Origin of the sequence: Rhodococcus sp. NCIMB 12038, from assembly GCF_002165735.1 — a bacterium.
Classification (GTDB): Bacteria; Actinomycetota; Actinomycetes; order Mycobacteriales; family Mycobacteriaceae; genus Rhodococcus_F.
In genome coordinates this window covers 143,212-165,536 of record NZ_NHML01000002.1, presented here as the reverse complement: position 1 = coordinate 165,536, position 22,325 = coordinate 143,212, and the positions used below count along the sequence as shown (strand labels likewise).

The 22,325-nt window shown below is 63.7% G+C and carries 15 protein-coding genes; 4 read left to right on the top strand and 11 right to left on the bottom strand.

Translation table 11 applies throughout. From position 1 onward, the window contains the following. Positions 1–30: 30 nt before the first annotated feature. The gene (locus CA951_RS42650) at positions 31–510 is read right to left on the bottom strand and encodes a hypothetical protein (protein WP_143542990.1); all 480 of its coding nucleotides are present in this window, start codon (positions 508–510) and stop codon (positions 31–33) included. A gap of 844 nt (positions 511–1,354) precedes the next feature. Between CA951_RS42650 and CA951_RS03020 the strand changes: the two genes are divergently transcribed. Beyond that, a complete protein-coding gene (locus CA951_RS03020) occupies positions 1,355–3,805 on the top strand; it encodes a putative dsRNA-binding protein (RefSeq protein ID WP_179220094.1) in 2,451 nt (816 codons plus the stop codon). A gap of 1,199 nt (positions 3,806–5,004) precedes the next feature. Here CA951_RS03020 and CA951_RS03015 read toward each other — a convergent pair. From CA951_RS03015 to CA951_RS42645, 3 genes are all read right to left on the bottom strand, one after another. Then, positions 5,005–5,730, bottom strand: coding sequence for a hypothetical protein (locus CA951_RS03015; protein ID WP_087555457.1), 726 nt, complete (start codon positions 5,728–5,730; stop codon positions 5,005–5,007). A gap of 253 nt (positions 5,731–5,983) precedes the next feature. Next, positions 5,984–6,634 (bottom strand): hypothetical protein, encoded by a 651-nt coding sequence (locus tag CA951_RS03010; RefSeq protein WP_087555456.1) that lies wholly within the window; start codon positions 6,632–6,634, stop codon positions 5,984–5,986. A gap of 206 nt (positions 6,635–6,840) precedes the next feature. Further along, positions 6,841–7,377 (bottom strand): hypothetical protein, encoded by a 537-nt coding sequence (locus tag CA951_RS42645; RefSeq protein WP_143542989.1) that lies wholly within the window; start codon positions 7,375–7,377, stop codon positions 6,841–6,843. A gap of 453 nt (positions 7,378–7,830) precedes the next feature. Here CA951_RS42645 and CA951_RS43280 point away from each other — a divergent pair, with 453 nt between their 5' ends. After that, positions 7,831–8,004, top strand: coding sequence for a hypothetical protein (locus tag CA951_RS43280; protein WP_179220093.1), 174 nt, complete (start codon positions 7,831–7,833; stop codon positions 8,002–8,004). Between the two features lie 60 nt (positions 8,005–8,064). Then, complete coding sequence (locus CA951_RS02995) at positions 8,065–9,405, top strand: zinc-ribbon domain-containing protein (RefSeq protein ID WP_087555453.1); 1,341 nt, start codon at positions 8,065–8,067, stop codon at positions 9,403–9,405. 79 nt (positions 9,406–9,484) lie between these two features. Here CA951_RS02995 and CA951_RS02990 read toward each other — a convergent pair whose 3' ends face one another. From CA951_RS02990 to CA951_RS02960, 7 genes are all read right to left on the bottom strand, one after another. Then, positions 9,485–10,210 carry a hypothetical protein gene (locus CA951_RS02990; RefSeq protein WP_087555452.1) on the bottom strand — a complete coding sequence of 242 codons (726 nt, stop codon included), beginning with the start codon at positions 10,208–10,210 and terminating at the stop codon, positions 9,485–9,487. 170 nt (positions 10,211–10,380) lie between these two features. Beyond that, on the bottom strand, positions 10,381–12,201 hold the full coding sequence (locus CA951_RS02985) for a TerD family protein (RefSeq protein WP_143542988.1): 1,821 nt from the start codon (positions 12,199–12,201) through the stop codon (positions 10,381–10,383). Continuing rightward, entirely contained in the window at positions 12,099–13,412 is a 1,314-nt protein-coding gene (locus CA951_RS02980) for a PP2C family serine/threonine-protein phosphatase (protein WP_087555450.1), read from the bottom strand. Before CA951_RS02980 ends, CA951_RS02985 begins: the two co-directional genes overlap by 103 nt. Positions 13,413–13,416: 4 nt before the next feature. Beyond that, on the bottom strand, positions 13,417–14,808 hold the full coding sequence (locus CA951_RS02975; RefSeq protein ID WP_218780478.1) for a protein kinase: 1,392 nt from the start codon (positions 14,806–14,808) through the stop codon (positions 13,417–13,419). Positions 14,809–14,878: 70 nt separating this feature from the next. Next, positions 14,879–15,265, bottom strand: coding sequence for a hypothetical protein (locus tag CA951_RS02970; protein ID WP_087555448.1), 387 nt, complete (start codon positions 15,263–15,265; stop codon positions 14,879–14,881). Positions 15,266–15,323: 58 nt separating this feature from the next. Next, on the bottom strand, positions 15,324–16,022 hold the full coding sequence (locus CA951_RS02965; protein ID WP_143542987.1) for a hypothetical protein: 699 nt from the start codon (positions 16,020–16,022) through the stop codon (positions 15,324–15,326). Positions 16,023–16,125: 103 nt separating this feature from the next. Continuing rightward, positions 16,126–18,768: a DEAD/DEAH box helicase gene (locus CA951_RS02960; protein ID WP_087555446.1), complete on the bottom strand. Its 2,643-nt coding sequence runs from the start codon at positions 18,766–18,768 to the stop codon at positions 16,126–16,128. A 111-nt stretch (positions 18,769–18,879) separates the two neighbouring features. Between CA951_RS02960 and CA951_RS02955 the strand changes: the two genes are divergently transcribed. After that, positions 18,880–22,290, top strand: a complete 3,411-nt coding sequence (locus tag CA951_RS02955; protein ID WP_087555445.1) for a helicase-related protein — start codon at positions 18,880–18,882, stop codon at positions 22,288–22,290. Positions 22,291–22,325 lie beyond the last annotated feature (35 nt).

Sequence of the window (22,325 nt, the reverse complement as noted above, 5' to 3'; positions counted from 1 at the left end):
GCCATCCGACGGGTGAGAACATGCGGGTTCTTATCGGTGCTCCAGACCTGATCGAGCCGCGACATAAGTGGCTAGATCATCGACAACGTGCTCGGCATCACGAGCCGATTCCATCAGGGAGTCCGCCCACCAGAACAGTTGCACAGCTGTGCACACCCTCGCTCCCGCCCTGATCTCACGGATCAACTCTTCGGCGCCGGTGCCCGGGTCGAGTTCGTCTAGACCATGGTCGAACTGGATGATCTCGTCGTCCGAGAGGCCGAACTCGCTGGCGATCCACTGTTGGAGTACTGCCACTACTTTGCGCACTCGTGTCGAGGCGTAGTCACCGTCGGATGCCTGCACTTCAGCGCACACTCCCCCAGTGAGGAGTGCGCGTTCCTCCAAGTGGCGTAGGTGTCGATTCGAGTGCTCGTCGAGACGGGCAGGTGTGACATGGGAGGTCCGGTTTACGAGACTCAAGTCCGCATCCTTCTTCTGCTGTTTGATGTCGGGAACGCGGTGAGTCACCAGCTTTGCTCCCGTGCGCTGGCGTTCATGCGCCCTTTGAATTCCTGATCGGCAGAATCCTAGGACCTAGAACCGACGTGTGCCGAGGTTCGTTAACAACGGTGCGTGTGATTCCCGGTGACGTACCTACCCTTTGCGTTCTTTACCGAAGCGGCGGATAACTCGTGCGAGCGCCTGACCTGGGCCGGGCTGGCGGAGCTGGATCGAGACTCCGACCGTGGGTGGCCTGCCGATCACTGTCCCACCGATCCGGGAGAACCAGAGCGGAAGGAAACGGTGCGTACAGGCCACTCTGCCACGCCCACGGCGCGAACCGCTGCGGTGGGATGTCCTGTTGCCGGCCACATCTTCGCAGTGATCGGCACCGGCGCCGTCGAGCGTGTCGTCGCCCGCCACGGACTTCGGTGGAGCTGACGCGTCGTGTTCCCGGCGTGCCTTTGTCGCGTTTGCCGAGGCAACGGTTAGCTTGAGTCGCATCATGACCGCATACAGTTTCGGCAATCGCTGGGTCGGCGTCGTGGGGCTTGGTACCCCACCGCCTCCGGAGCCGTTGCACAAGATGGCGCTGCGCCTTCGCGCGAAGCTGCTGTCCCGCACGGTGTCCCTCGATACGACCGTCGCAGTTCCTGTCGACACGTTTTTGCAGTCGCTGGCCCGACTGCGGGTGCGGATGACAGTCTCCGGTCAGGATGCGCGGTCGCAGGAATGTCTCGATTTGGAACGCAAGTTCCGCGCCGGACGTACTCCGCTACTGCGGCCGTGGCTGAAAAGCGCACTCCTTGAGGTACACGCACCGCCGCCATCGCTACCGCCGTCGGCGAGTGCATCCGCCCCTGGTGGGGCGATGTCGGTCTCGACGGAACGCATCCTCCCCACAGGGTGGGGACAGTCCTATCCGCAGGCACCGCTGTCCCCGTGGGTGCCGCCGGTGCCGCCGCGGCTTCTGCAGGATCTGCAGAAGATGGACCTCGTCATGGACGAGAACGCGTTGCTGTGGGTGCGGTGGGCGTGCCTGCACAGCAGCTACCTCTACGAATCGGTATCCGACAGCCCGATCAGCCCTGCGGTGCTGGATCTGCTGGCCACTCTCGGGCGGGGCTGGATGCGCCTGGCGATGCTCGACCGGGTCCGTGCCCAGCGCGGTGACCTGACCACGAATGCTGAGGTCAGCGGAGTCCTGGCTTCCGACCACCACGCCCGCGCCCTCCTCGCCGCCTGGATCGGCGACACCCAGGCGGCGTTCTACGGCAAGGGCGAAGCAGCCCAACTCGCGACCGGTCGGCGAACCTCCGCGCCCGAGGCTGTTGCGATGCAGATCCTCGGGGCCCTCTCGCTGGTCACCGCATCCCAGGCACCGGCAGATGCCCTCCTCGAGCGGGTGTCGTTTTCCCCGCGCTCGGAGCCGGACTGGGTGACGCTGCTGAGTTCGGCGCTGAAACGCGAACCGGAGATCGTGCGCTCCTTCTCGGGTCCGGACCACGACCGCACCTTCACTGTGACGGTGACGGCCAACGGGCTCTCGGTGTCGGCCAACGGCAGATCCGTCAAGGCTGCCCGCAAGGCCGCGTCCCGCTCGTACGTTCTGCAGCACCTGCCCCACGCGGCGTCAGGCGCGGCGTCCGGTCGTGCACAGACGCATCCGGCGCCGCGCCCGTACCGAGGCAACTTCCCGCAGCACGTGCGTGCAGTGCGATGGGCGCAACAGGCTTTCGAGGTCGCCGATGCCGCGTGGATGAGCCAGGCGCTGACCCATCGATCCTGGATCCTGGAAAACCGCGCGGTGGTAACCGACGCGAACCAGCGTGACTACGGGGCACTGGCCACCGAAGGCTCCGAAGTCCTGACCACCCTGGTACGTCATCACTATGCGCTGCAGACTCTAGGTGCCTCGTCCCGGCTCGCGACGACCGTGGCCACCTACGCGGCGGTGTCGCGCGAGGTGGTGCTCGCCCTGTTCGACGCGATGCCGGTGGAAGCCGGGGTGCTCCGGTCGAAGGGCATGCAAGCGCTGAGTCTCGACGTCAAAGAAGATGTCACACAGGCCATCGCGGCGGTGGCGTGGCGCGCCAACGGTGACCTGCTCATGGAGCGTCAACCGCTGACGGTGGCGAACTGGATCCGCGGTTTCGAGCCGCCCGTCGATTCGTCGACACAGCTGCAGGAATACTGTGCCCGGCTGAAGGTCGGCTACGACGTCGACTACGAGCGACGCGGACCCGACCACCAATCTCAGATGCGCGCGACGATCACCTTTGATGTGGAAGGCGGTCCGCGCTGCCGCGGCCCGTGGAGTGCCGGAAAGCGCCCCGCGAAACAGTCCGCGGCAGCGGCAGCCCTGGGCTGGGTGTTCGGCCACGACGAGGCCGGTGCGCCGCCGACCGGGGATCGCCTGGTGCTGTTGCGCGCCCTGTTTCTCGCCGAGCTTCGCACCGTCGACCCCATACGGCGGGTCCATGCCGGCACCGACATCGTGGCGGGCACGCTCGGTGTCGACCTCCTCGCCGCCGCCGACTACGGCGGGTATCTGCGTTGGGCTCGTACGCGAGCACCGTTGGTCCCAGGCTCGGGGACCGCGGTCGCCGCCCGCCTCGAAGCGTTCTACGAGGTGGTGTTGACCCAGCATCGCCGGGCGGCGGTGCGCCAGTGGAGTGTCCAGAACACACCGTTCCACGGCGCGGAGGCAGTGCCGCCGAGGCCCGACGAGCACGTTCGTGCCTGGCGCGCCGGACCGGCCGCCGGCAGGCTGGCGCTGCTCGAAGATCTGCTGACCGCGCTGCGCCGCACCGACCCGGTCATGGCCACCCTCGAGTACGTACAGCGGCAGGCGCAGACCGTCGCGGCCGCCGCGGGGGTCCCGCTCGACACCGAACACAGCAGCAGTGAGGACATCGGGCGGTCCGTGATCCTGCACCTTCCCGGCGCGCAGTGGTCGGACGCGTTCGAACCGGTCGTCGAGATCGTCGACAGCATCGTCGGAGGCGCGATCTGGGTCAGGGAGGACGAGGTCATCTCGGTCACGATCCCGACCGCACCGACTGTCGCCGAACCGATCTCGTGTGCCGGCCTCGACGCGGTGCAGCGAGTGTGGAACGACCCGTGGCTCGATCGGGTGCGTGATGCACTCGCCGACGTCCTGCTACTTGTCGAATACCTTCCCGAATCTGACGACGAACCCTCGTCCGCTCAGCTCAAGGAACTGGCCCGCGCCGAATACGTCCTCATGCTGTGTCTGCGTAGCAACGGCGATGCAGGCTGCGACACGGAAACACTAGTCGGCGAGCCGAAACTCCGCTGAGACAACGGGATAGCCATTGGTGCGGTTGACGTCGAGCACCCTCTAGGTGCGTCGTCGCCTTCGACCCTGGCGCCGCGCACCGGCGTCCGACGAATCGCGTCCAGACCGCCGGCGAGGGCGGCGCGGCGAGGATCTGTCACAGAGGAAAGCCGCCGGCACCTTCCCCGGTGTCAGCGGCTCCTCATCCCCTCCGGAGAACGCTGCGCACTGCAGGTCTTGCCCCGGTCAGGGGTGACAGTGACGCCATATCGCCTCTCGGCAAGTGGTCGCTCGCAGCGACTTTTCTGATGTGGTACCCGGGTATGCGCGCCACCGTCAGCTTCTTCAACATGATCGGACGTGGCGATATTCCGAGTCTCAACCGTGGAATGTGCTGGCCAGAGTAGCCGCCAGTCGGCGTTGGTAATCCGAAGATCCGTCTCGGATGGCTGGGTGTCCGCATGTGGTGCCAGCGAGTAACGGGGGTCGCACTGTCATCGATACTTCAGACAGGTCGGGAGGACCTGGAGTAGACGAGCATGACCAGAACACATGCCACCGCAGTAGTCGGAATCATGACGTTGATCATGTTTCTAGCCGCCGGGACAGCCGGTGCATCACCGCCGAGCCCGAGTGCTCCGCGGGTCGAACCTGAATGGTTGCAACCAATCGTGACCTTGTTGTGGGGATTCTGGTATCAGCTCCAAAATGGCATTCCGCTTCACTAGGAGAGGGCATGAACTGTAGCTATGGCCCTTGAACACAGCGTTGAAATCGGTATCAGATTGCTTATTGGATTGATCGGTGGTGAAGCATGATTGGGAACTTGCCTGATTTGCCGTACGTGATGTGGCTGGCACCGGGCATGGAACTGTGGCACAACTTCGTTGACTGGTTCAACAGGTTCTAAGGAGAACATCATGATCGGCATGTGGTTTGACCTACCGCTTTGGCCGGGGCTGGATGCGGATTTCTTCTTTCCCGGCTCTTGGTGGAATCCCTTCGTTCGCTGGTGGAATCAGTTCTAGGGACACAATGACGTGGACCGAGTTCATGCATCACGGATTCTGGTGACCCGGGTTCCGAGTGGGCACCACCTTGGCACCACCTGGAGTCCGCCTCCGGACCAAGGAGTTCGTCATGCTCAGCTTGTCTAACCGTCCCCTGGCAATGGGAGCGTTCGAGATGATGCCGGCAACTTCCTGAAGGGCGGGCGCTGGCTACTGACCGATCGCGGAATGGAGCTGAGGAAGATCCGCTGCGACGATGACAGAGAGCGGTTTTTCGTCGGGATTGCCGCTGTGAGTGAGGATCAACGCGGCAACTGTTAAGCTGTCGCCTCCGGATCGACCCAGCCGCTCTATGGCGTCGGGCACTGTGATGTCGCGCGGTAGATGCACGGCCCTGTCCTGCTGCTCCGCAAAGGCCAGGACCTTCTCCACCGGTTCGGACTCGGCCAGCTCTAGTTCCGTAAGCTGGTTGGCCAACCAACGTGCGATGCAGTTCGTCGTCAGCAGACCTTGGTACGTCTGATTCTGATAGATCGGAAACTGCGAGTAATCGCAGGTTCGGATTGCGCGGAGAACCTCACTGATCGGCGACGCGGGTTCGAACAGGAGGACCTCCCTCTTCGGCAAGGCGCTGTACGCCGATCGTGGGGCGACAAGTGCGGTGCGGATACTCGCGATCTCTTCAACGATGTCATCTCGGGGGTCGGCGATGGGATCCTCGTCCTCGTTGTATCGGCCGTGCGCGATCGCATTACGAAGAGCCGCGAAGACGCTCAGACGATGGCGGAGCTGGTGTGTGAGCCGAAACCGCCTGTCATAGTCGTCCAGAAGACGTTCGAACGGTACGTGATTCCCAGCTTTGAGCTTCAGTCGAAAGTGATCCTCGATGTCGTTAAAAGCCGCGAGGAATCGCGTCGCATTGCGTGCTTCGCCCATCTCTGTACCCCTTGTCCGGCTACAACAGGTGTAGCTTTCGCAAAGGCTCCCGCCAGGCATATGGCAAGTCCTAGTTCGGGCCACGTCCACGTTGGCTGGCCAGCGCCCACTAAGTCTCACGCTAGGCGAGAACGAGTCTCGGGGGATAGTGATCTGCGAGGTTTCCCCTACACCCACCTGCTGACAGGAAGAACCCTTGAGTACAGCTGAAAGGACCTTCCCGCCGAAGCGAAGGGCCTTTCACCGTCACTCCCTATTCGTAGGTTTGCCCTGTGCGTTTAGGCAATTCTTCGCCGCGGAGAACACTGATGATCGTTCTCGCCAACTCGACCCATGTCTGCGGTTCGGACAAGGTGTCTTCTTGGTCCTCACTTCCCGGCGCACCGCCGGGAATGTGCGCCCAACCGTCGACTTCAACGTCGGGCCATGTGTACGCCAGCAGTAGGTCGCCCCCGTTACGCCATGACGCCCAACCCCAGACGGGCGCGCTCGATGCGGGAGACAGATTGCTTTCGTGCTCAGAGATGTCCTGTAACCACGTTGCCGACAGCCCACCATCCCAGGTGAACGTGATGTCTTCCGCTTGGGGACTGTCACCGGCATCGACCATGAATGTGAATTTGATTTCACCCGGTTCAATGTGTTCAGGGAGGCCGATGGTGGCAGACAGTTCGTCGCCTGCTCTGGCAATCGCATCCTCAAGCGTCACTGTGCGCCCACTGGTGGCTCGTTTGGACATATTGCCCTCCGACATCTCGTTTTCCGTTTGTGGTCGTTTACCGATCTGTCCCGCCGTCACAGACTTCCCCGACGCTTGGCCATCAATCAACGTGCCGAGGAACGGCGTGTGGTCCGTCCCCTGCCACTTCGCAACCGTCCGCAGGCTCCTCACCGAACTGAACATCGACCTGCAACGTTGGCGGTAGCGCCGTCAGGCCGCCGTGATACTGCGGCCTGCCCACGGATTAACAGCGGGCGGCAATCGCACCGGTCCTCGTGTGCCCAGAAGATGTCGGCACGAAACGATCCCGATGACCGGTGGATTTGCCCTTGATCACGACCGATCCGACCGCCCCCGTCATCGAACCCACGACGCTTGGTCCCGAGCGGTCAGAACTCGATGATGGTGTCCATGTAGTTCTGTGAATCGGTGTGGAAGTAGAAAGATCCCTGCGGCTGTTGGGTTTTTGCAACAATCCATCCCCGTTGCGTTGATCCGTGGCGAATGGACTCAAGCTGGGGCTGATCTTCGGCCAGACAGTCGAAGGTTGTCACGTTTGAAGGCGACGTCGACTGCGTACCGTCCGGAAGGATTTCGGTCAGTTCCAGCGATCCTGCCGTCATGTAACTGGTGCCTGGATCAAGATCGACGGTGAACTCCACCGCTTGGTAGTGGGTTCCACCGGATCCACAACTTAGGTCGGTTTGCACTGATTGAAGAGTGACAGTCCCCCGCGTGCTGCCGAGGCTGATACCGGTACTGTCGCCTGGCTTCAGGGTGCGGGGTTCCTCGGGGACAGCGGCTGCGCTGTTCATTGAAGGCGCGACCTCGGCACTCTGGGTTGGTCCCGAATCATCACCGGACGAACAGGCCCCCAGGGTCACAGCGCTCATCAACACGGCGGCAACGCAGAAGGTCCTTCGCATTCGAGAACTATATGACAGTCGTGACTGCTCCATTACAGATGACATACCTCGTGTTCCATGCCTGCGAGGATCAATGAAGCGCGTCTGCCGCGGTCCGACGCCCGATGTGGATTTCTTCAAGGATGGAGTCTATTCTTCGCTGCCTGTGGGAGCGAACCCGTAGTAGTTGACCCCGTTCCAGTCTGTGTCGACGACCATCATCACCGCCCTTTCCGCATCTTCGCAGTGATCGGCACTGGCGACGGCGATCGCGCCGCCGCCCGCTACGGACTTCGGCGGGTCACGTCGTGCCGGAAAGGGGATCGCGCCGGCGACACTCCGTAAGAGCTGCGGCGACACGCCCGACCGTTTGCGATCTTGTTAGGCTCAGCGATGCCCGCTGGGGCATCGCTGCAGGTCAGGACCGCCTAGGTCCTCACGCTCGTACCGGAATCGGGTCTACCGTGCGTAGGCATGACGAACTTTCGCGTCTCACGCGGCAACGCCCTGGTCGGGTCCATCTCGTTCACGGGCGTGATCGGCCGGATGACCGTGAGCAACGAAGGCACTGTGCTCCTCGCCTGCCGGGGAACGTTCGTCCTCGGGTTCATGGCCTGGCTGGCGCACGCAGCCCGGGGCAAGCCGTGAGACGGGTACCGGTTGGCGCCGAGTGTTGATGCACCAAATAGTCAGTCTCGAGGGGGACGTATGCGTTTGAAAGACAAGCATCCAGAACTGTTCCGCCAGCTACATCCGACTCGCAATACCGGGGTCGATCTCGACTCCACCACGAACTCGTCCCACGAGATGCTGTGGTGGCGCTGCCCCGCCGGTCACGAGTGGCGGGAAACCCCGCTGCAACGGCGATCGCCCGCTGCGTGGAAGAACGGGGACCCGAACGCTTGCCTGTACTGCGTCGCCCCCGGCTGTCTTGTTTACAGTTGCGGCCATCGGCGGTTCCAGCCCTCCGAATCCACCTTCCGGGTGCTCCCCGACCCGTGCCGCAGGTGCGAGGTCACTGAACACGCCCGCCTGATCCTCGACAGGCACGAGGAGTCGGCGGCCGCCGCGGTCCGCCTCCTCGATACCAGTCCCCTCTATGCCCTGTTCTGCGCCACAGCCGCCGACACGGTCGAGTGGTGGGATCGGATTTTCCCGCTGGTGGAGGCGTACTTCGCGCGGATGGTCAGCGTGTACGTCGCCCTCGCGGCGGTCGAGCATCGACCCACGCTGAGCTGCCCGACCTCGGGCCTGCTGGGGGCGTGCATGCTGCGGATCCTCGACGCGCTACCACCCGACTGCCGGCAGGAGATGCACAGGGCTGTCCCGGACGATGCCGGCCACTTCCGGTCCACGTATCTTCCCGGCTGGCACGACAGCGAGATCGGGTGGGCGCTGAAGAAGCTCGGCTTCGACATCCGAGATACATCCCTGGACACCGATATCGAGCGGCTTCTGCAGTTCTGTGACCAACAGCGCTTCACTGCGACCGGTGAGTTGCCTTCGGTCCGCCTGGCAGGCCGGCAGTATCCTCCGTTCGCCCATCTGCCCCGGGACCGTGAGAGTGGGGCGTCGTCCGAGCTGCGCGGGTTCCGATCGATGCAGCCCACCCCGCGCATCACCGCGGTCCGGGTCCGGCTCGGCGACTCCGCACCCGCCGACCCCGGCGATCCACTGGGCCGCACACACGTCGGGTACGCACCAGATTTGACGCCGCAGGAGTTGTGGGAGCGCGGGCGCGGGGTGTGGAAGCTGCGGGCCGATCACGTCGCTGCCTCGACGATCGTGCTCGTCGTGTACGACAGGACCGTGGTGCTGGTCGCCTCGGTCGCTGGGCTGACCGTGCATCGCGGCGGTCTGGCGATTCTCGGCGAACCCGTTCCCGATCACTCTCTTCTCGGTAAGCCTGACCCGCTGCATACGCCGAATCCCTTGGCCCATAGCGTCATCCGGAGCGACATCGAACTGGACGGGAGAGAGTCGGAGCGCCGCATCCGGTCGTCGTGGTGTGGACCCGCGCCGATGCCGTTGCCTCGGACGGCGTCCTAGCGTCGATCTCGTTCAGTCGGTGGCTGGACGGGATCGGCCCGGCCCACACCGTGCGCATCATGGCCCGGCGTCTCGTGGTTTACAGCTCGGGATCGTTGTAGAACTGGCTGCGCGAGTAGAAGAGCCGGTATGTGGTGGCGTAACCGTCACGATCGAGGCTGGTCGGCTGGAGCCACTGGTCGGCTATCGCTGGCCAGCCATCGGCGCCGTGCCGGGTGTCGCAGAAGTCCGACACGATCGCGGCGAGCGTCTCGGCGACCTCGGTGTATCGTCGCGGGTCCGAGACCCACCGCTGGAAAATCTCGGCAAGCTGGTCGCGGTGGGGTGCGGAGACCCTGCGGTTCGGTCCGGCCGCCCGGTGCTCCTCGCTGTCGGGGGCGGCGGTAGTGAGGTTGAGGCCATTGCCGAAGTAGATGACGTCGAGCAGCACCGCCGATTCCCACGACCCCGATCGGCCAGCTGTCATGGTCGCTGCGCCGTAGTCGACGGACTCGACTGATGGGTCGAGCCAACCGTGCTCCCGGGCACGGTGGTGGACGACGTCGAGTGCCGCCGCCAGCGTGGTGATCGCCCGGCGCCCGGACGCGGCCAGGAGTTCGGTGATCCGCTCGACATCATCGGAGATGGCCGGTAGGACCGGGCGGAGGGGGCCGCGGGTGGCCAGGAGTGTCTCGTAGTCACACGTCGGCGAGCCCCACCTGGAGCTGTAGACCGTGTTCCCGCCGGCATCGGCCGTAGTGAACCAGCCCTGATTCTCGCGGTCGACGACCCGACCCGGGAGCGACGTGGGCGCGTGAGCGGTCATGACGTGTCTCCCTATCGCTACGGCGTCCGATTGTCGTAGCGTATCCGCACGCTACGACACGCCCGATGTTCCGCAGGACTCACTGTCCTCGGCTGATTGGCGTCAGCGTGCACAGATATCTGAGACTGCGAAATTGCCGTTCAACTCCCAGCGCTAAGGCGCTCCCTGTTTCAACCCATCGAAATGCCATGATCGCGAATGATGCCAGCCAAGCCCGATGGGTGCCCCTGGCCGATAGCCCGGAATTTCCACTCTGTGCCCTGCCGGTAGATCTCACCAAGCACGAGCGCAGTCTCGGTCGAAACATCGTGTTCCAGCTCGTAGCGGACGAGTTCGAAGCCTGTGGCTCGGTCGATAACTCGTATGCACACATCCTCGACTTGACCGAACGACTGGCCGTGCGCGTCCGCGTTGTCAATCGACAGTAGAAAGACAATCGCGTCAATGCTCACCGGGACAGATGCAAGATCGACATTAATTATCTCGTTGTCATTAATTTCGCTCTCACTGCCGTCGGTGAGATCTTCGCCGCAGTATTCGATCGCACCATCGGGAGACTTGCGGTTGCTGTAGTACATCAGGTGATACTCCGACGGCGCCTTCCGATCTGTACCCACAGCGAGTGCCATCGCATCTATGCAGACGTCCTCGTCGGTGTTGTGCGTAGTCCAGCTAAACCCGACAGTGACAGCAACCAGAGCTGAGGTCTCCGCACTCGGTGAGACCTTCTCGCGCTCGTGCGGACTCGCGCTGTGCACGCAGGTGACCTCGAACTTCACGCCGGAAACTGCGCGCAATGCATCCGAGATCAAACTCGCAGTGCGCGGTTCGGCGAGACGGCTGGCGAGGGCAGCTGCATCGTGTGCGAGCACGATGCGATTGCCGTCGACGCGGCATACGGTCGCGCCAGAAAGCATCACCTCGACGGTCTTGCTGTGCTCGCGGACCGTCGCAAGAATTTCCGACCATACCGCCTCCACCTCGTGGGCCGCCTGCTCGTACCAATGACGGGCACCATCGAGATCCGGCGGATCCATCCGGTCGGCGAGCAGGTTCCCGAGGTGGACCATCGCGCCGGTGTCGCCGCTGGCAGCAGCCTGCTCATACCAGCGGCGGGCATCGTCGAAATCCGGCGGATCCATCTTTTCAAGCAGATCGCCGAGCGCGACCATGGCAGCGGTGCCCCCGCGCAGGGCGGCGGGAAGGGCCAGAGCAAGTGCGGTGGCGGTGTGATATCGGTCCGCGGGGTCTTTGGCCATCCCGCGAGCGATGACCCCGTCGAGGACCGCGGGCAGGGACGGCACCAGCTCAGTGGGCCTCGGTGGTGGTTCGGTGAGGTGCGCGGCGATCTGCTGGACGATTCTGTCGCCTTCGAACACACGTCGGCCAGTAAGGCATTCGAACAGCACACACGTCAGGGCGTAGATGTCGACCTCAGGGCCGGCTTTCCCGTCGTAGCGCTCCGGTGCCATATAGGCATGCGTTCCAATCGCCCCGGTCCCGATCGTCAACCCGTCCTGCCCATCGGTATGGGCGATCCCAAAATCGATCAGATACACATGTCCGTCCGGCTGGACGAAGATGTTCGACGGTTTAATGTCCCGGTGCACCAGACGCGCCCGGTGTGCGGCATCGAGAGCCGCTGCGGCTTGGCCGATCACCTGCGCTGTCCGGGTGAGCGGTAAGGGCCCGTCCCGGCGAATCAAGGTGTCGAGGTCCTGCCCAACGAGCAGGGGCATGACGAGGTACAACCGGCCGTCGATGGTGCCATAATCGTGGGCATACACGACATTCTGGTGCTGCAGCTTGGTCACGGCACGGGCCTCCCGAAGGAATCGAGCCCGGTATTCCGGATCTGCGGCCAGTTCGGTGGCAAGTACCTTGACCGCTACCTGCCGGTCAAGGGCGGTGTCGTACGCCCGCCACACCTGCCCCATTCCGCCCTGCCCGATTTTGTCCTGCAGCTCGTACTGACCGAACTTCTCAACCACCTCACCACCCCCACCCACACCACAGACGAGACCAGAAGAAGCGTCACGATAAGCCGGGATCGTCCAGTTCCTGCGCACTGACTGGACGATTCGTGTGGGTTGTCGCGCAGAAAGGTGCCCTGATGCAAAGATCGGTGCCCGATTCCTGTCCAGCGCGTTCGCCTGGTAAAGCTGTTCGTAGCACGGTGGGCAGGGGTCGTATCGTCGCTTGACGACGGGGGTTGCGGGTCGGGTGGATCATCGAGATTGTTTGTGGCCGAGGTCGTCGCGCCGCCCGACTGTTCGGTGCCGAACTCGTCGACGTGTGCCGGTGCCGGACGCGAAATGCTGCTCGGGTGACGAGGACCCACCGTCAGTTCGTCATCCGGGTGCGGCCCCAGTGTGCCGGTTTTGGCGGGTGACGGATGCGCGGTGTTCCGCTCGTCTGCCTGTGCGGATTGGTCCGCTTGACTCCCGAGCTCGTAGGCAGCCCGTTGGATGATGATCGCAGTTGTGTTGTCGTTGCCGCCGGCAGCGTTGGCGGCAGCGATCAGCGCACGGCACGCGTCACGGGGGTGTGGGTGTTCGTTGAGGATGGTTTGTACGGTGGCGTCGTCCAGCAGCGTCGTCAGTCCGTCGGTGCATAACAGCAGCCGATCGGGGTCGTTGAACGAGAATGTCGCAACGTCGGGGCGGGGGCGATCGCGCATTCCGACGTAGCGGGTGAGGCGGCGCAGTCCGGAATGGCTGGCGGCTTGTTCGGGAGTGAGCTCACCGGATTCGATCAGTGCTTGGGCGAGGTTATGATCGTCGGTCAGTTGCTGTAGCTGTCCGTGGCGCATCCGGTAGGCGCGGCTGTCTCCGAGGTGACCCACCATCACCTCACGTGTTCCGATGATCGCGACAACGGCGGTGGTGCCCATGCCCGCTTGCCGCAGGGATCGTTCACTCCCCTTACGGATTTCGGTGGACAAGTCGGCGAGGGCTGCCTTGAGTTGGTTCTCCGTCGTCGTGGTGAATTCCACGGGCGGTGCGCCGGGGAAAACGTACCGACGCGTGTACTCGGGCAGCATGTCGACGACGGTCTGAGCTGCGACTTCACCGGCAGCCGCCCCACCCATGCCGTCGGCGACGAGGAACAACCCACGGTCGGCATCGGCATGGAACCGGTCCTCGTTCTGGTGGCGGATCCGGCCGATGTCACTCAGCCCAGCCCACAGCAGCGGGATCATCCCGTCACCACGCTTCCCGCAGGGCGTGAGCGAACTGCTCCGCAGTACACACCTCGTTCTCCGGTAGGTCCACGAGTGCGTTGTCGATAGCTTCGGCAAGCGGGGCAGGTATGTGCGGGTTACGTTCACGGATCGGGACAGGATCGTCCTGTAACACCGCGAGAACCGGTTCCTTGCCTGCCGGGAAATCCCGTGGGGGCATTTCGGTGAGCATCCAGTACAGAGATGCCGCAGTAGACCAGACATCGACGGCCGGCTGAGCATACTTGAAGTCCGTAAGCTGAGCTCGCGACATAAACGCGACCGTGCCCCCATAGTCACCTGTGAAGGTGTGCCCACTCAACCCTGCCAGGTCGAAGGCCTTGGCAAGGCCGAAGTCCGCCAAGCGGGCCGTCATCCCGCCAGAGTCGCTTCTCGTCAGCAGGATGTTTGCGGGTTTGATGTCGCGGTGCACAAGCCCACGTGAGTCAGGCTGTCCGGGTACCACCAGCGGGGCGGTATGGGCGTAATCGAGTCCCGCCAAGACTTGCAGAGTGAACGCAACTGCGTCCTCGACCGAAAGAGGGTGTCCGCGCTCCCGCACCAGATCCGCCACGCTGCCGCCATCGCAATAGTCACAGGTAAAGAAGAACTGTCCGCCGGATTCGCCAGCCTCACGGAAGGCCACGATGTTGGGGTGACGGAGCGAAGCCACGCTGGACATCTCTCGAAGGAACTGAGCCCGCGCATGTGGGGAGGCGGCGACCTGTGCCAGCAGAACTTTGACGGCAGTGAGTTCACCGGTCTGCTTGTGCCTAGCCAGGAAGACGATTCCCTGTCCGCCTCGACCGAGTTCTTGCACGAGGTCGTATCCGCGGATCGCGGCCAGTTCGGCTGCTCCATCGTCAGCCTTGCGGAGGAGATCGGCAACGCATGCACCCAGATCGGACTGGCATGATTCGCACACCAGTTTGCCGTCGCGATGGGCGGTCTCGCCGAGGACAGTGCTCCCACAGCGGGAGCAGCGGATCATCTCGAGTTTCTCATTGCCTAGTCCGAGTTCATTTGCTAGGTCGACCCGTAGAACGGTCGGCCCCATCTTGATCTGATCACCGTGACGTAGTGCGCGTTCGGGGAACGCCGTGGCTGCGCCTTCCTCCGGAGTTTGCCCATCTTTTCGGCGGCCGATCTCTTCACCGTTGACATGGGTGCCGTTGAGGCTGCCGAAATCGCGTACGCGAATGTCCGGGGGATTGATGTCGAGCAGGCAGTGGTGTCGCGACACCCAGTCGGCGTCGGGAGCGCCAGAGGGTATGCGGACTTGGCAATCATGGGAGCGCCCGACAAGGCATGTTGACCGCTCGGAGAAGACGTACTCTTGCTGATCGGCCGGTCCCTCGACGAGAGACAATGTCACCCGCACAGACATTAGACAACCCCCGAAATCTTTCCATTACCGACGGTTTCGGACGACATGGTCATGGTGGTTAGCAACGAGCTGACAGTGAGTTGGAAGCTCGCTTGCCCAGAACCTTCTCGACGGTGTAGCGATCTATCTGGTCCAGCGTGAGGCACGATTCAGGATGGGTCAGGCGAGCTATGCCCTCAACGGAAACAGCCGGCACCTCCAGCGCAACCCCTCGGGCTTCCTCGATATCCAAATTCTCGTAGGCCCATGAGTTCGCCTCATCCTCGCGCCAGTAGTCCTCGGTCAGGAACCAGTTGGCTAGAAATATCATGCGGTTCGGAACCAGCGACCACATCTTGTGACGGTCGATCGCAGCACGCGCACCTGGCCTGGTCACAGCAAGCCATTCCGAGCCGCCGCGAGTGACAGGGGTCACTCGCCAGTACTCCCAGCCGTCGTTTGCCATCAGGTTCTCCTTACGCTCGAATATCTACTACGCGAAACCGCTGAAGTCCGGGCACCACTCACGAAGTCTTCGCGGTGGGGAGATATTCCGACTGAGTCTCTTGGGAACCGCGTTTAGCCCATTCCATGACGTCTTCTGCGAGCCAACGATTGTGGTACTGCGAGTACACGCAATCACTCTCGGCCATAAGCTGCTCGGCCAGTGCCGCTGCTGCAGGTTGCCAGGGCAGACCTTCGGGGAACTCGATACTTCGTCCGAACACCTCCGTGGTCAGACTGATGGCGCGGCCCTTGAACTTGCGATGTCCAGCTTTCTCGAAGTACACGTCGTCCGCGTACTTCTGTTCCAGTGTGGAAAGAGAATGCCCTGTCTGGGCTTCCAACGTGCTTCGGTCGACGTACACGGTGATGAGGTAGCCGTCGAAGTCGGCGTCGTCGGGGATGGTCCACATGTACGCCCCTTCGACGGCTCCCACGTTGACGGTGAACAACCGTGCCCCTCGACCGGTGGAGGGCAGACAGCTGATGGACCAGCCCCTGCGGACAGTGGCCTTCGGATGAGCGATCGCGGCGTCGACGTAACTGCGCGCGATACCGGTGACAACGTCTAGGTCGTGCTGCTCCCCCAGCTTCAGATAGTTCTCTTGGGTCGCCGACGGAAACACACGAGCCACGGAGTGTTCACCTTTCGTGTCGTTGTGAGCCGATTTCGCACACTGCGAATCGGGGAATTCTAGCGAAATAGTCAGCGCTCGCATGTAATTCACGTGAATGACAGAGTGCGGTCTCATGCGAGAGCGCTGGCGGAATCAGTACCGTCACAGACCCTGCCGTGACGGCTACCAGTTTCGGTCGATCCGGTCACGGCTTCGGAGTGTTGACGGATAGTCGTTGGCGCTCGGCGGCGATGATGTCTCGTGCGAGATCGGCTTCGGATACGTCGAAGGCTTCGGGCGCGCTCTCGGCGGTGTCGCTGACGCGGGCGAACTCATCGAACAGCTCACGCTTGCGCTCGAGGATCGTGGTGATTCGCTGGTCGACACCCTCCTCGGACAGGAGCCGATGAACCTGAACGGACTCGAGTTGCCCCATACGGCGTGCTCGCGCGATGGCCTGCCATTCGGTGGTCGGTTTGAGTTGCGGCTCGCAGATCACCACGACCGACGCCGCCTGAATATTCAGGCCGACACCTCCGGCGACGATCTGAGACACCAGAACCGCGCCGTGACCTGCGGCAGAGAATTGATCGACCATCGTCTGGCGGGCGGCCGCCGGGACGGAGCCTGTCAAGGGCCCGAAGACCTGACCGGGCAGCGCACGGACCACTTCGTCGAGGACATCCCGGAAGTGGGAAAAGACGATCACCCGGCGACCGTTGTCCTCGGCTTCCTCGACGATCTCGACCAACCGCTGGATTTTCGCCGATCGCTGGCCGTGGAGCATGGCGACCTGACGCATCTTCATGAAGTTGCCGCTGGAGACGGCATCCCGGTAGGCGGCTGCGTCGTCGGTGGACATGGGGAGCCATTCCTCGACCTCGACAAGGTCCGGCAATTCGGTGAGGACGTCCTCGGTATTGCGGCGGAGATAGGCGGGCGCGACCTGCCTTCGGAACCGTCCGGCTGACAGTTCGTTGGCATCGATGACGAGGTCGGGCCGAAGATAGCCGACAAGGTTGCGGAACTCGTCGATGCGATTCTCCAGCGGTGTGCCGGTCAGCAGGATCGCGCGGTCCGCCGAGTCGAGCAGTCGGGTCGCGCGCTGGGTACGCAGCGCGTCGGGATTCTTGATGTAGTGAGCCTCATCCACCACGATGCAGCTCAGCTCCGAGACCGCCTCGGTGTGCTGCTCGAACCACGCCAGCGACTCGAAGGTGGTCACAGCGACGCCGCCATTTCGAATCCAGCTGCGCACAGCTGCGTCGCGGGCGGGGCCGTGGGCGCGGTGGGGGCGCAACTGGGACTTGGAGGACACCTCACGGACCCAGTTGGTCACCACCGCTGCGGGGCAGATCACCACCGTGTGGTGGGAACCTTTCGACCGGAGGTGTGCGAGGACCGCGATCGCCTCGACGGTCTTTCCGAGCCCCATCTCGTCCCCGATGATCACTTTGCGCTGGACGAGCGCGAATCGTGCCGCGAAGCTCTGGTAGCCGCGCAGGGACGCGGAGAGGTGCTCGGTGTCGAGTTCGAGGGCACGCACCGCGTCGATGATGTCTTCGGGCAGGTCGCCGTGTGTCTTCTGCTCGTCTTCGGTGATGAAGCCGAGTTCGGCGAGCATGGCGAAGTAGTCGGCGGGCCGGGCGAGGAAGTCGTCCCACGGATCGGCCGATCCAGTGGCACTGGTGGTGCCAGAAAGAAGGCGAGCACGTCGGACCACGGTCGCGACATCGTCGTGGAGAGACGACACTGGTTCGCTTCCGGCGACGATCACAAGGAGATGGTGGACGTTTCGGTCGATCGCACGTGCGAGTGCGGAGAGTTCCTCGGTTCGGGCGAGGTCGGTGGTTGCCCCCTTGATTTTCCTCGTGGCGTCCCATGCCGCGAGGCTGCGAAGTAGTTGGGTAGTGGGCTCGGTTCGGTTCTTGATGTCGATCCGCGCCGGCATCTCGTCGTAGGTCGTCTGCCACAGGGTGTGGGCGGCTCCGCGGATCCGGGTCGCGGTCGTTGCCCCGATTCGCGGCAGGTGTTCGAGGCCGGCACCGAGGTCCAGCACCTCTTGGACTGTTCGGATCCCGGCCTCGGTCAGTGGACCGATGAGTAGTCGGTCGCGGGTGGCTTCCTTGAGTCGCTCGACCGGCATCTCGACGACCAGCGCGCGGGTTTCGGCGGCGCGGACCTCGTTGCCGGCGTTCACGGCCCTGGACCGGGAATTGGCCTCGTCCCCGAGTGCCCGCTCGATGGTCGCGACCGCGTCGGGCAGGTCGGCGACGGCGGCCGCCGCAACGACTTCGGGGCTGTTACCGAGGTCGTTGAGGTGCGGGGCGAGCCCGACCCACTCGGCCAGCGCCTCGGACGTCGCGATCTCGGACGGCGATGCCGACTGGCCGCTCAGCTGGGTCAAGAGTGCAGGGACGCCGGCACCGGAGGCCCATTCCCAGAACGCCACCAGGAAATCCGCCGCGGCCCGTCCTGCATCGCGCTTCTTGCTGCCGCGGAAGAATCGGCGGACGCCGAGGGAGGAGCGCACGTCGTGCGTGGCGGCGGCCGCGTCGGTGACGAGCCGCTTGAGGACCTGCTGATCGTCCTCGGTCAGCGGGATGAGATGTGTGCGTCGAGCCACATCGCCGAGGCGGGTGCCATCGGTCCTTCGCAGCGGAATCACGCGCCAGGCCGGGGTCCCGTCGCGGTGGATCTCGACGACGGAATGGCGCAGTGCGTCGACCGCGCAGTTGGCGGTTTGCTCGATCTTCGCGCGGTGATCGGTGATGGTGGTGGCCTGGGCTACCCAGCCGGCGACCTCGTCGCTGATCTCGCGTAGTTGTTGTTGGTCGTGTCGTTCCATGTGCCTGCTCGGTTCATACGGTTTGCTGGGAAGACACTAGCTGGCCCCGGGGCTCTGACTTGTCCGATCCCTCCGCTAGCGTTAACCGACTGTCGATCAGGAGGTTCCAAAGTGCGGCTCGAGGACTTGAAGTCGGGGCTACGCATCGAGGGGCTGATCCCCACCGAGGTAGTGACCGCCATCGCAGTGCAGTGGCACGGTGCCGACGCGCTCGAGCTCACCTTCAAGAACGCCGCGGGCGGGCTTGGTCAGCAGGTCGTGTTCCGCAAGGACCAGGACAACCTGAGCATCGCGCAGAGCGGCAGCCGCGCGTTCGACGCCACGGCCTCCGACTTCAAGCTCGTCGCCGAGGCTCAGCGGATCTCGCTCGCCGGACTGTTCGACCCGATGCTCGCCGTCGCGACCAGTGACGTGCAACCGCTGCCGCATCAGATCCGCGCGGTGTACGGCGAGCTTCTGCCTCGCACACCCCTCCGGTTCCTCCTCGCCGACGACCCAGGCGCCGGCAAGACGATCATGGCAGGTCTCTACATCAAGGAGCTGTTGCTCCGCGACGACGTCAAGCAGTGCCTGATCATCGCTCCCGGCGGACTGGTCGAGCAGTGGCAGGACGAGCTGTTCTTCAAGTTCGGGCTCCGGTTCGACCTTCTGACCAACCAGCTCATCGATGCCCAGGCGAACTTCAACGTCTTCGAGACCAACCCGCTGCTGATCGCGCGGATGGACCAGCTCTCCCGCAACGAGCAACTCCAGGCCCAGCTGAAGGAAACCGAGTGGGACCTGATCATCGTCGACGAGGCCCACCGGATGGGGGCGCACTACTTCGGCGGCGAGCTGCGCAAGACCAAACGATTCCTGCTCGGCGAGATGCTCGGCCAGATCACCCGCCACCTACTGCTGATGACCGCGACCCCGCACTCGGGCAAGGAGGAGGACTTCCAGCTCTTCCTGACCCTGCTCGACCGCGACCGGTTCGAAGGCAAGCAGAAGAAGAGCGCCGACGTCAGCGGCATCATGCGCCGCATGGTCAAAGAAGACCTCCTGACCTTCGAGGGCAAGAAGCTCTTCCCGGAGCGCATCGCCGAAACGGTCCCGTACGAGCTGACGGCGCTCGAATACGAGCTCTATGAAGATGTGACTCACTACGTCCGGGAGGGGATGAACCGTGCCGAGCGCGTCGGCGGCAAACGCAAGAACACCGTCGGCTTCGCGCTCACCGTCCTCCAAAGGCGCCTCGCGTCCAGCCCGGAAGCGATCTACAAGAGCCTCGTCCGACGTTCCGAGCGCTTGGAACGCAAGAAGGTCGAGATCCAGAACGGCACCTACCGCGACAGCGAACCGACCCTCGACGTCAGCACTCTCGACGAGGACGAGTACAACGCCGAAGAGCTCGAGCAGATGGAGGAAGAACTCCTCGACGCGGCGACCGCCGCCCAGACCGTCACCGAGCTCAACGCCGAACTCGTCGAACTCGGCGACCTGATCAAGACCGCACAACGGGTCCGTGAGGCCGGCACCGACCGCAAGTGGACCGAGCTCTCGAACATCCTCCAGGACAACGCGCTCGTCACCGACAACAACGGTTGGCCGCGGAAGTTCATCATCTTCACCGAGCACCGCGACACCCTCGACTACCTCCAGGGCAAGATCAGCTCCCTCCTCGGCAAGCCCGACGCCGTGCGCGCCATCCATGGCGGCGTGCGCCGCGCCGAGCGCCGCCAGATCACCGAGGAGTTCACCAAGAACCGCGACTGCCAGATCCTCCTCGCCACCGACGCCGCCGGAGAAGGCCTCAACCTTCAGGCCGCGCACCTGATGGTCAACTACGACCTGCCGTGGAACCCGAACCGCATCGAGCAGCGCTTCGGTCGCGTCCACCGCATCGGCCAGGAGGAGGTCTGCCGCCTCTGGAACCTCGTCGCCTCGAACACACGGGAGGGCGAGGTCTTCACCCGCCTGCTGGAGAAGCTCGACCAGATGCGGCAGACATACGGCGGCAAGGTCTTCGACGTCCTCGGTGAGGCATTCACCGACACGCCGCTGCGCAACCTGCTGCTGGAGGCCATCCAGTACGGTGAGCGCGAGGATGTGAGAGCAAAGATGCACGAGGTCATCGACGCCTCAGTCGGGGACGGGCTCAAGGATCTGCTCGACGAGCGGGCGCTGGCCTCCGAGCACCTCGCCGACGCCGACCTCCACAAACTGCGGGCCGCGATGGACGACGCACGTGCGCGCCGGCTGCAGCCGCACTACATCGAGCTCGCGTTCAAGGCCGCGTTCACCAAACTCGGCGGCCGCATCGTCAGGCGCGAAAAGGGACGCTACGAGATCGCGAACGTCCCGCAACACATCCGCTCAGCGGGCACCGGGCCGATCGCGACCAAGTACGACAGGGCCACCTTCGATCTCAGCCAGGTCCAGCCCGGGAACCTGGCTCGCGCCGACCTCCTGGCGCCGGGTCACCCTCTGCACGACGCGGTCATGGGTGAGGCGATCCGCAACTTCGGTGGTGTCCTCAACCAGGGCACGATCCTTGTCTCCTCGACCCTCGAGGAGCCTCATCTCCTTGTCGGTGTCGTCGAGGAGGTCGCCGACGCCACCGGCGGGTCGGTCGCACGTCGCTTCGGCTACGCCTACGTCGACCAGTTCGGCACCGTCTGCCCGGCCGGTCCTGCGCCGTATCTCGATTGCGTGGCCGCACCTGCCGGTCCAGCCGTTGACAATGCCCAGAGCCTGGCCTGGCTCGGCGACGCCGAGGACAAGGCCATGAGCTGGATCATCGCCAACCAGCTACCCGAATACCTCGCCGAGGTCCAGCCGCGACGGCGTGCCGAACTCGAGAAGGCCCGCGACCTGGTGACCAAGCGGCTCAGTTCCGAGAGCGAGCGCCTCCTGCTGGACGCTGCGGTGGCATCGGAGAAGGAGCAGAACGGCGAGAAACCCAAGGAATCCTCCGACAGCCTCAACCGCAAGGCCGTCGAGCTCGATGTCCGCCTCCGCAAGCGCCTCGCTCTGCTTGATCAGCAGCAGCTGATGTCGACCAAGCCGCCGCGCATCGTGACAGCTGCATTGGTGCTTCCGATCAGAATGCTGGAAGGCGATATCCCGGCCACATCGCCCATACACGCCAAGGAGACCAAGGAAGTCGAGCGCCGCGGTGTCGACCTCGTCATGGCCCACGAGCGCGAGCTGGGCCGTAAACCGGTAGAGCAGGCCTTCACCAACAAGGGCTTCGACATCCTCTCGACCGACGCCAACGGCGACACCTACCGAATCGAGGTCAAGGCCCGGATTGATGGCGCCGAGGACTTCTTCGTCACCCACAACGAAGTCATGACCGGCAAGAACGCCGTCCCGCGTTACCGTCTCGCGCTGGTCAAAGTTGATCCGCGAGGTGCGCAGTTCGACGAGGTCCGGTACCGGGACGACCCGTTCGCCACCACCGACCTCGGCGACTTCGAGGCGACTGGCATCCGCGGCGACTGGGCCAAGACCTGGGCGAAAGGTACGTCTCCGTTCTGATGCTAGGCAACGGAGGAGGTGTCTCAGCAGATGCA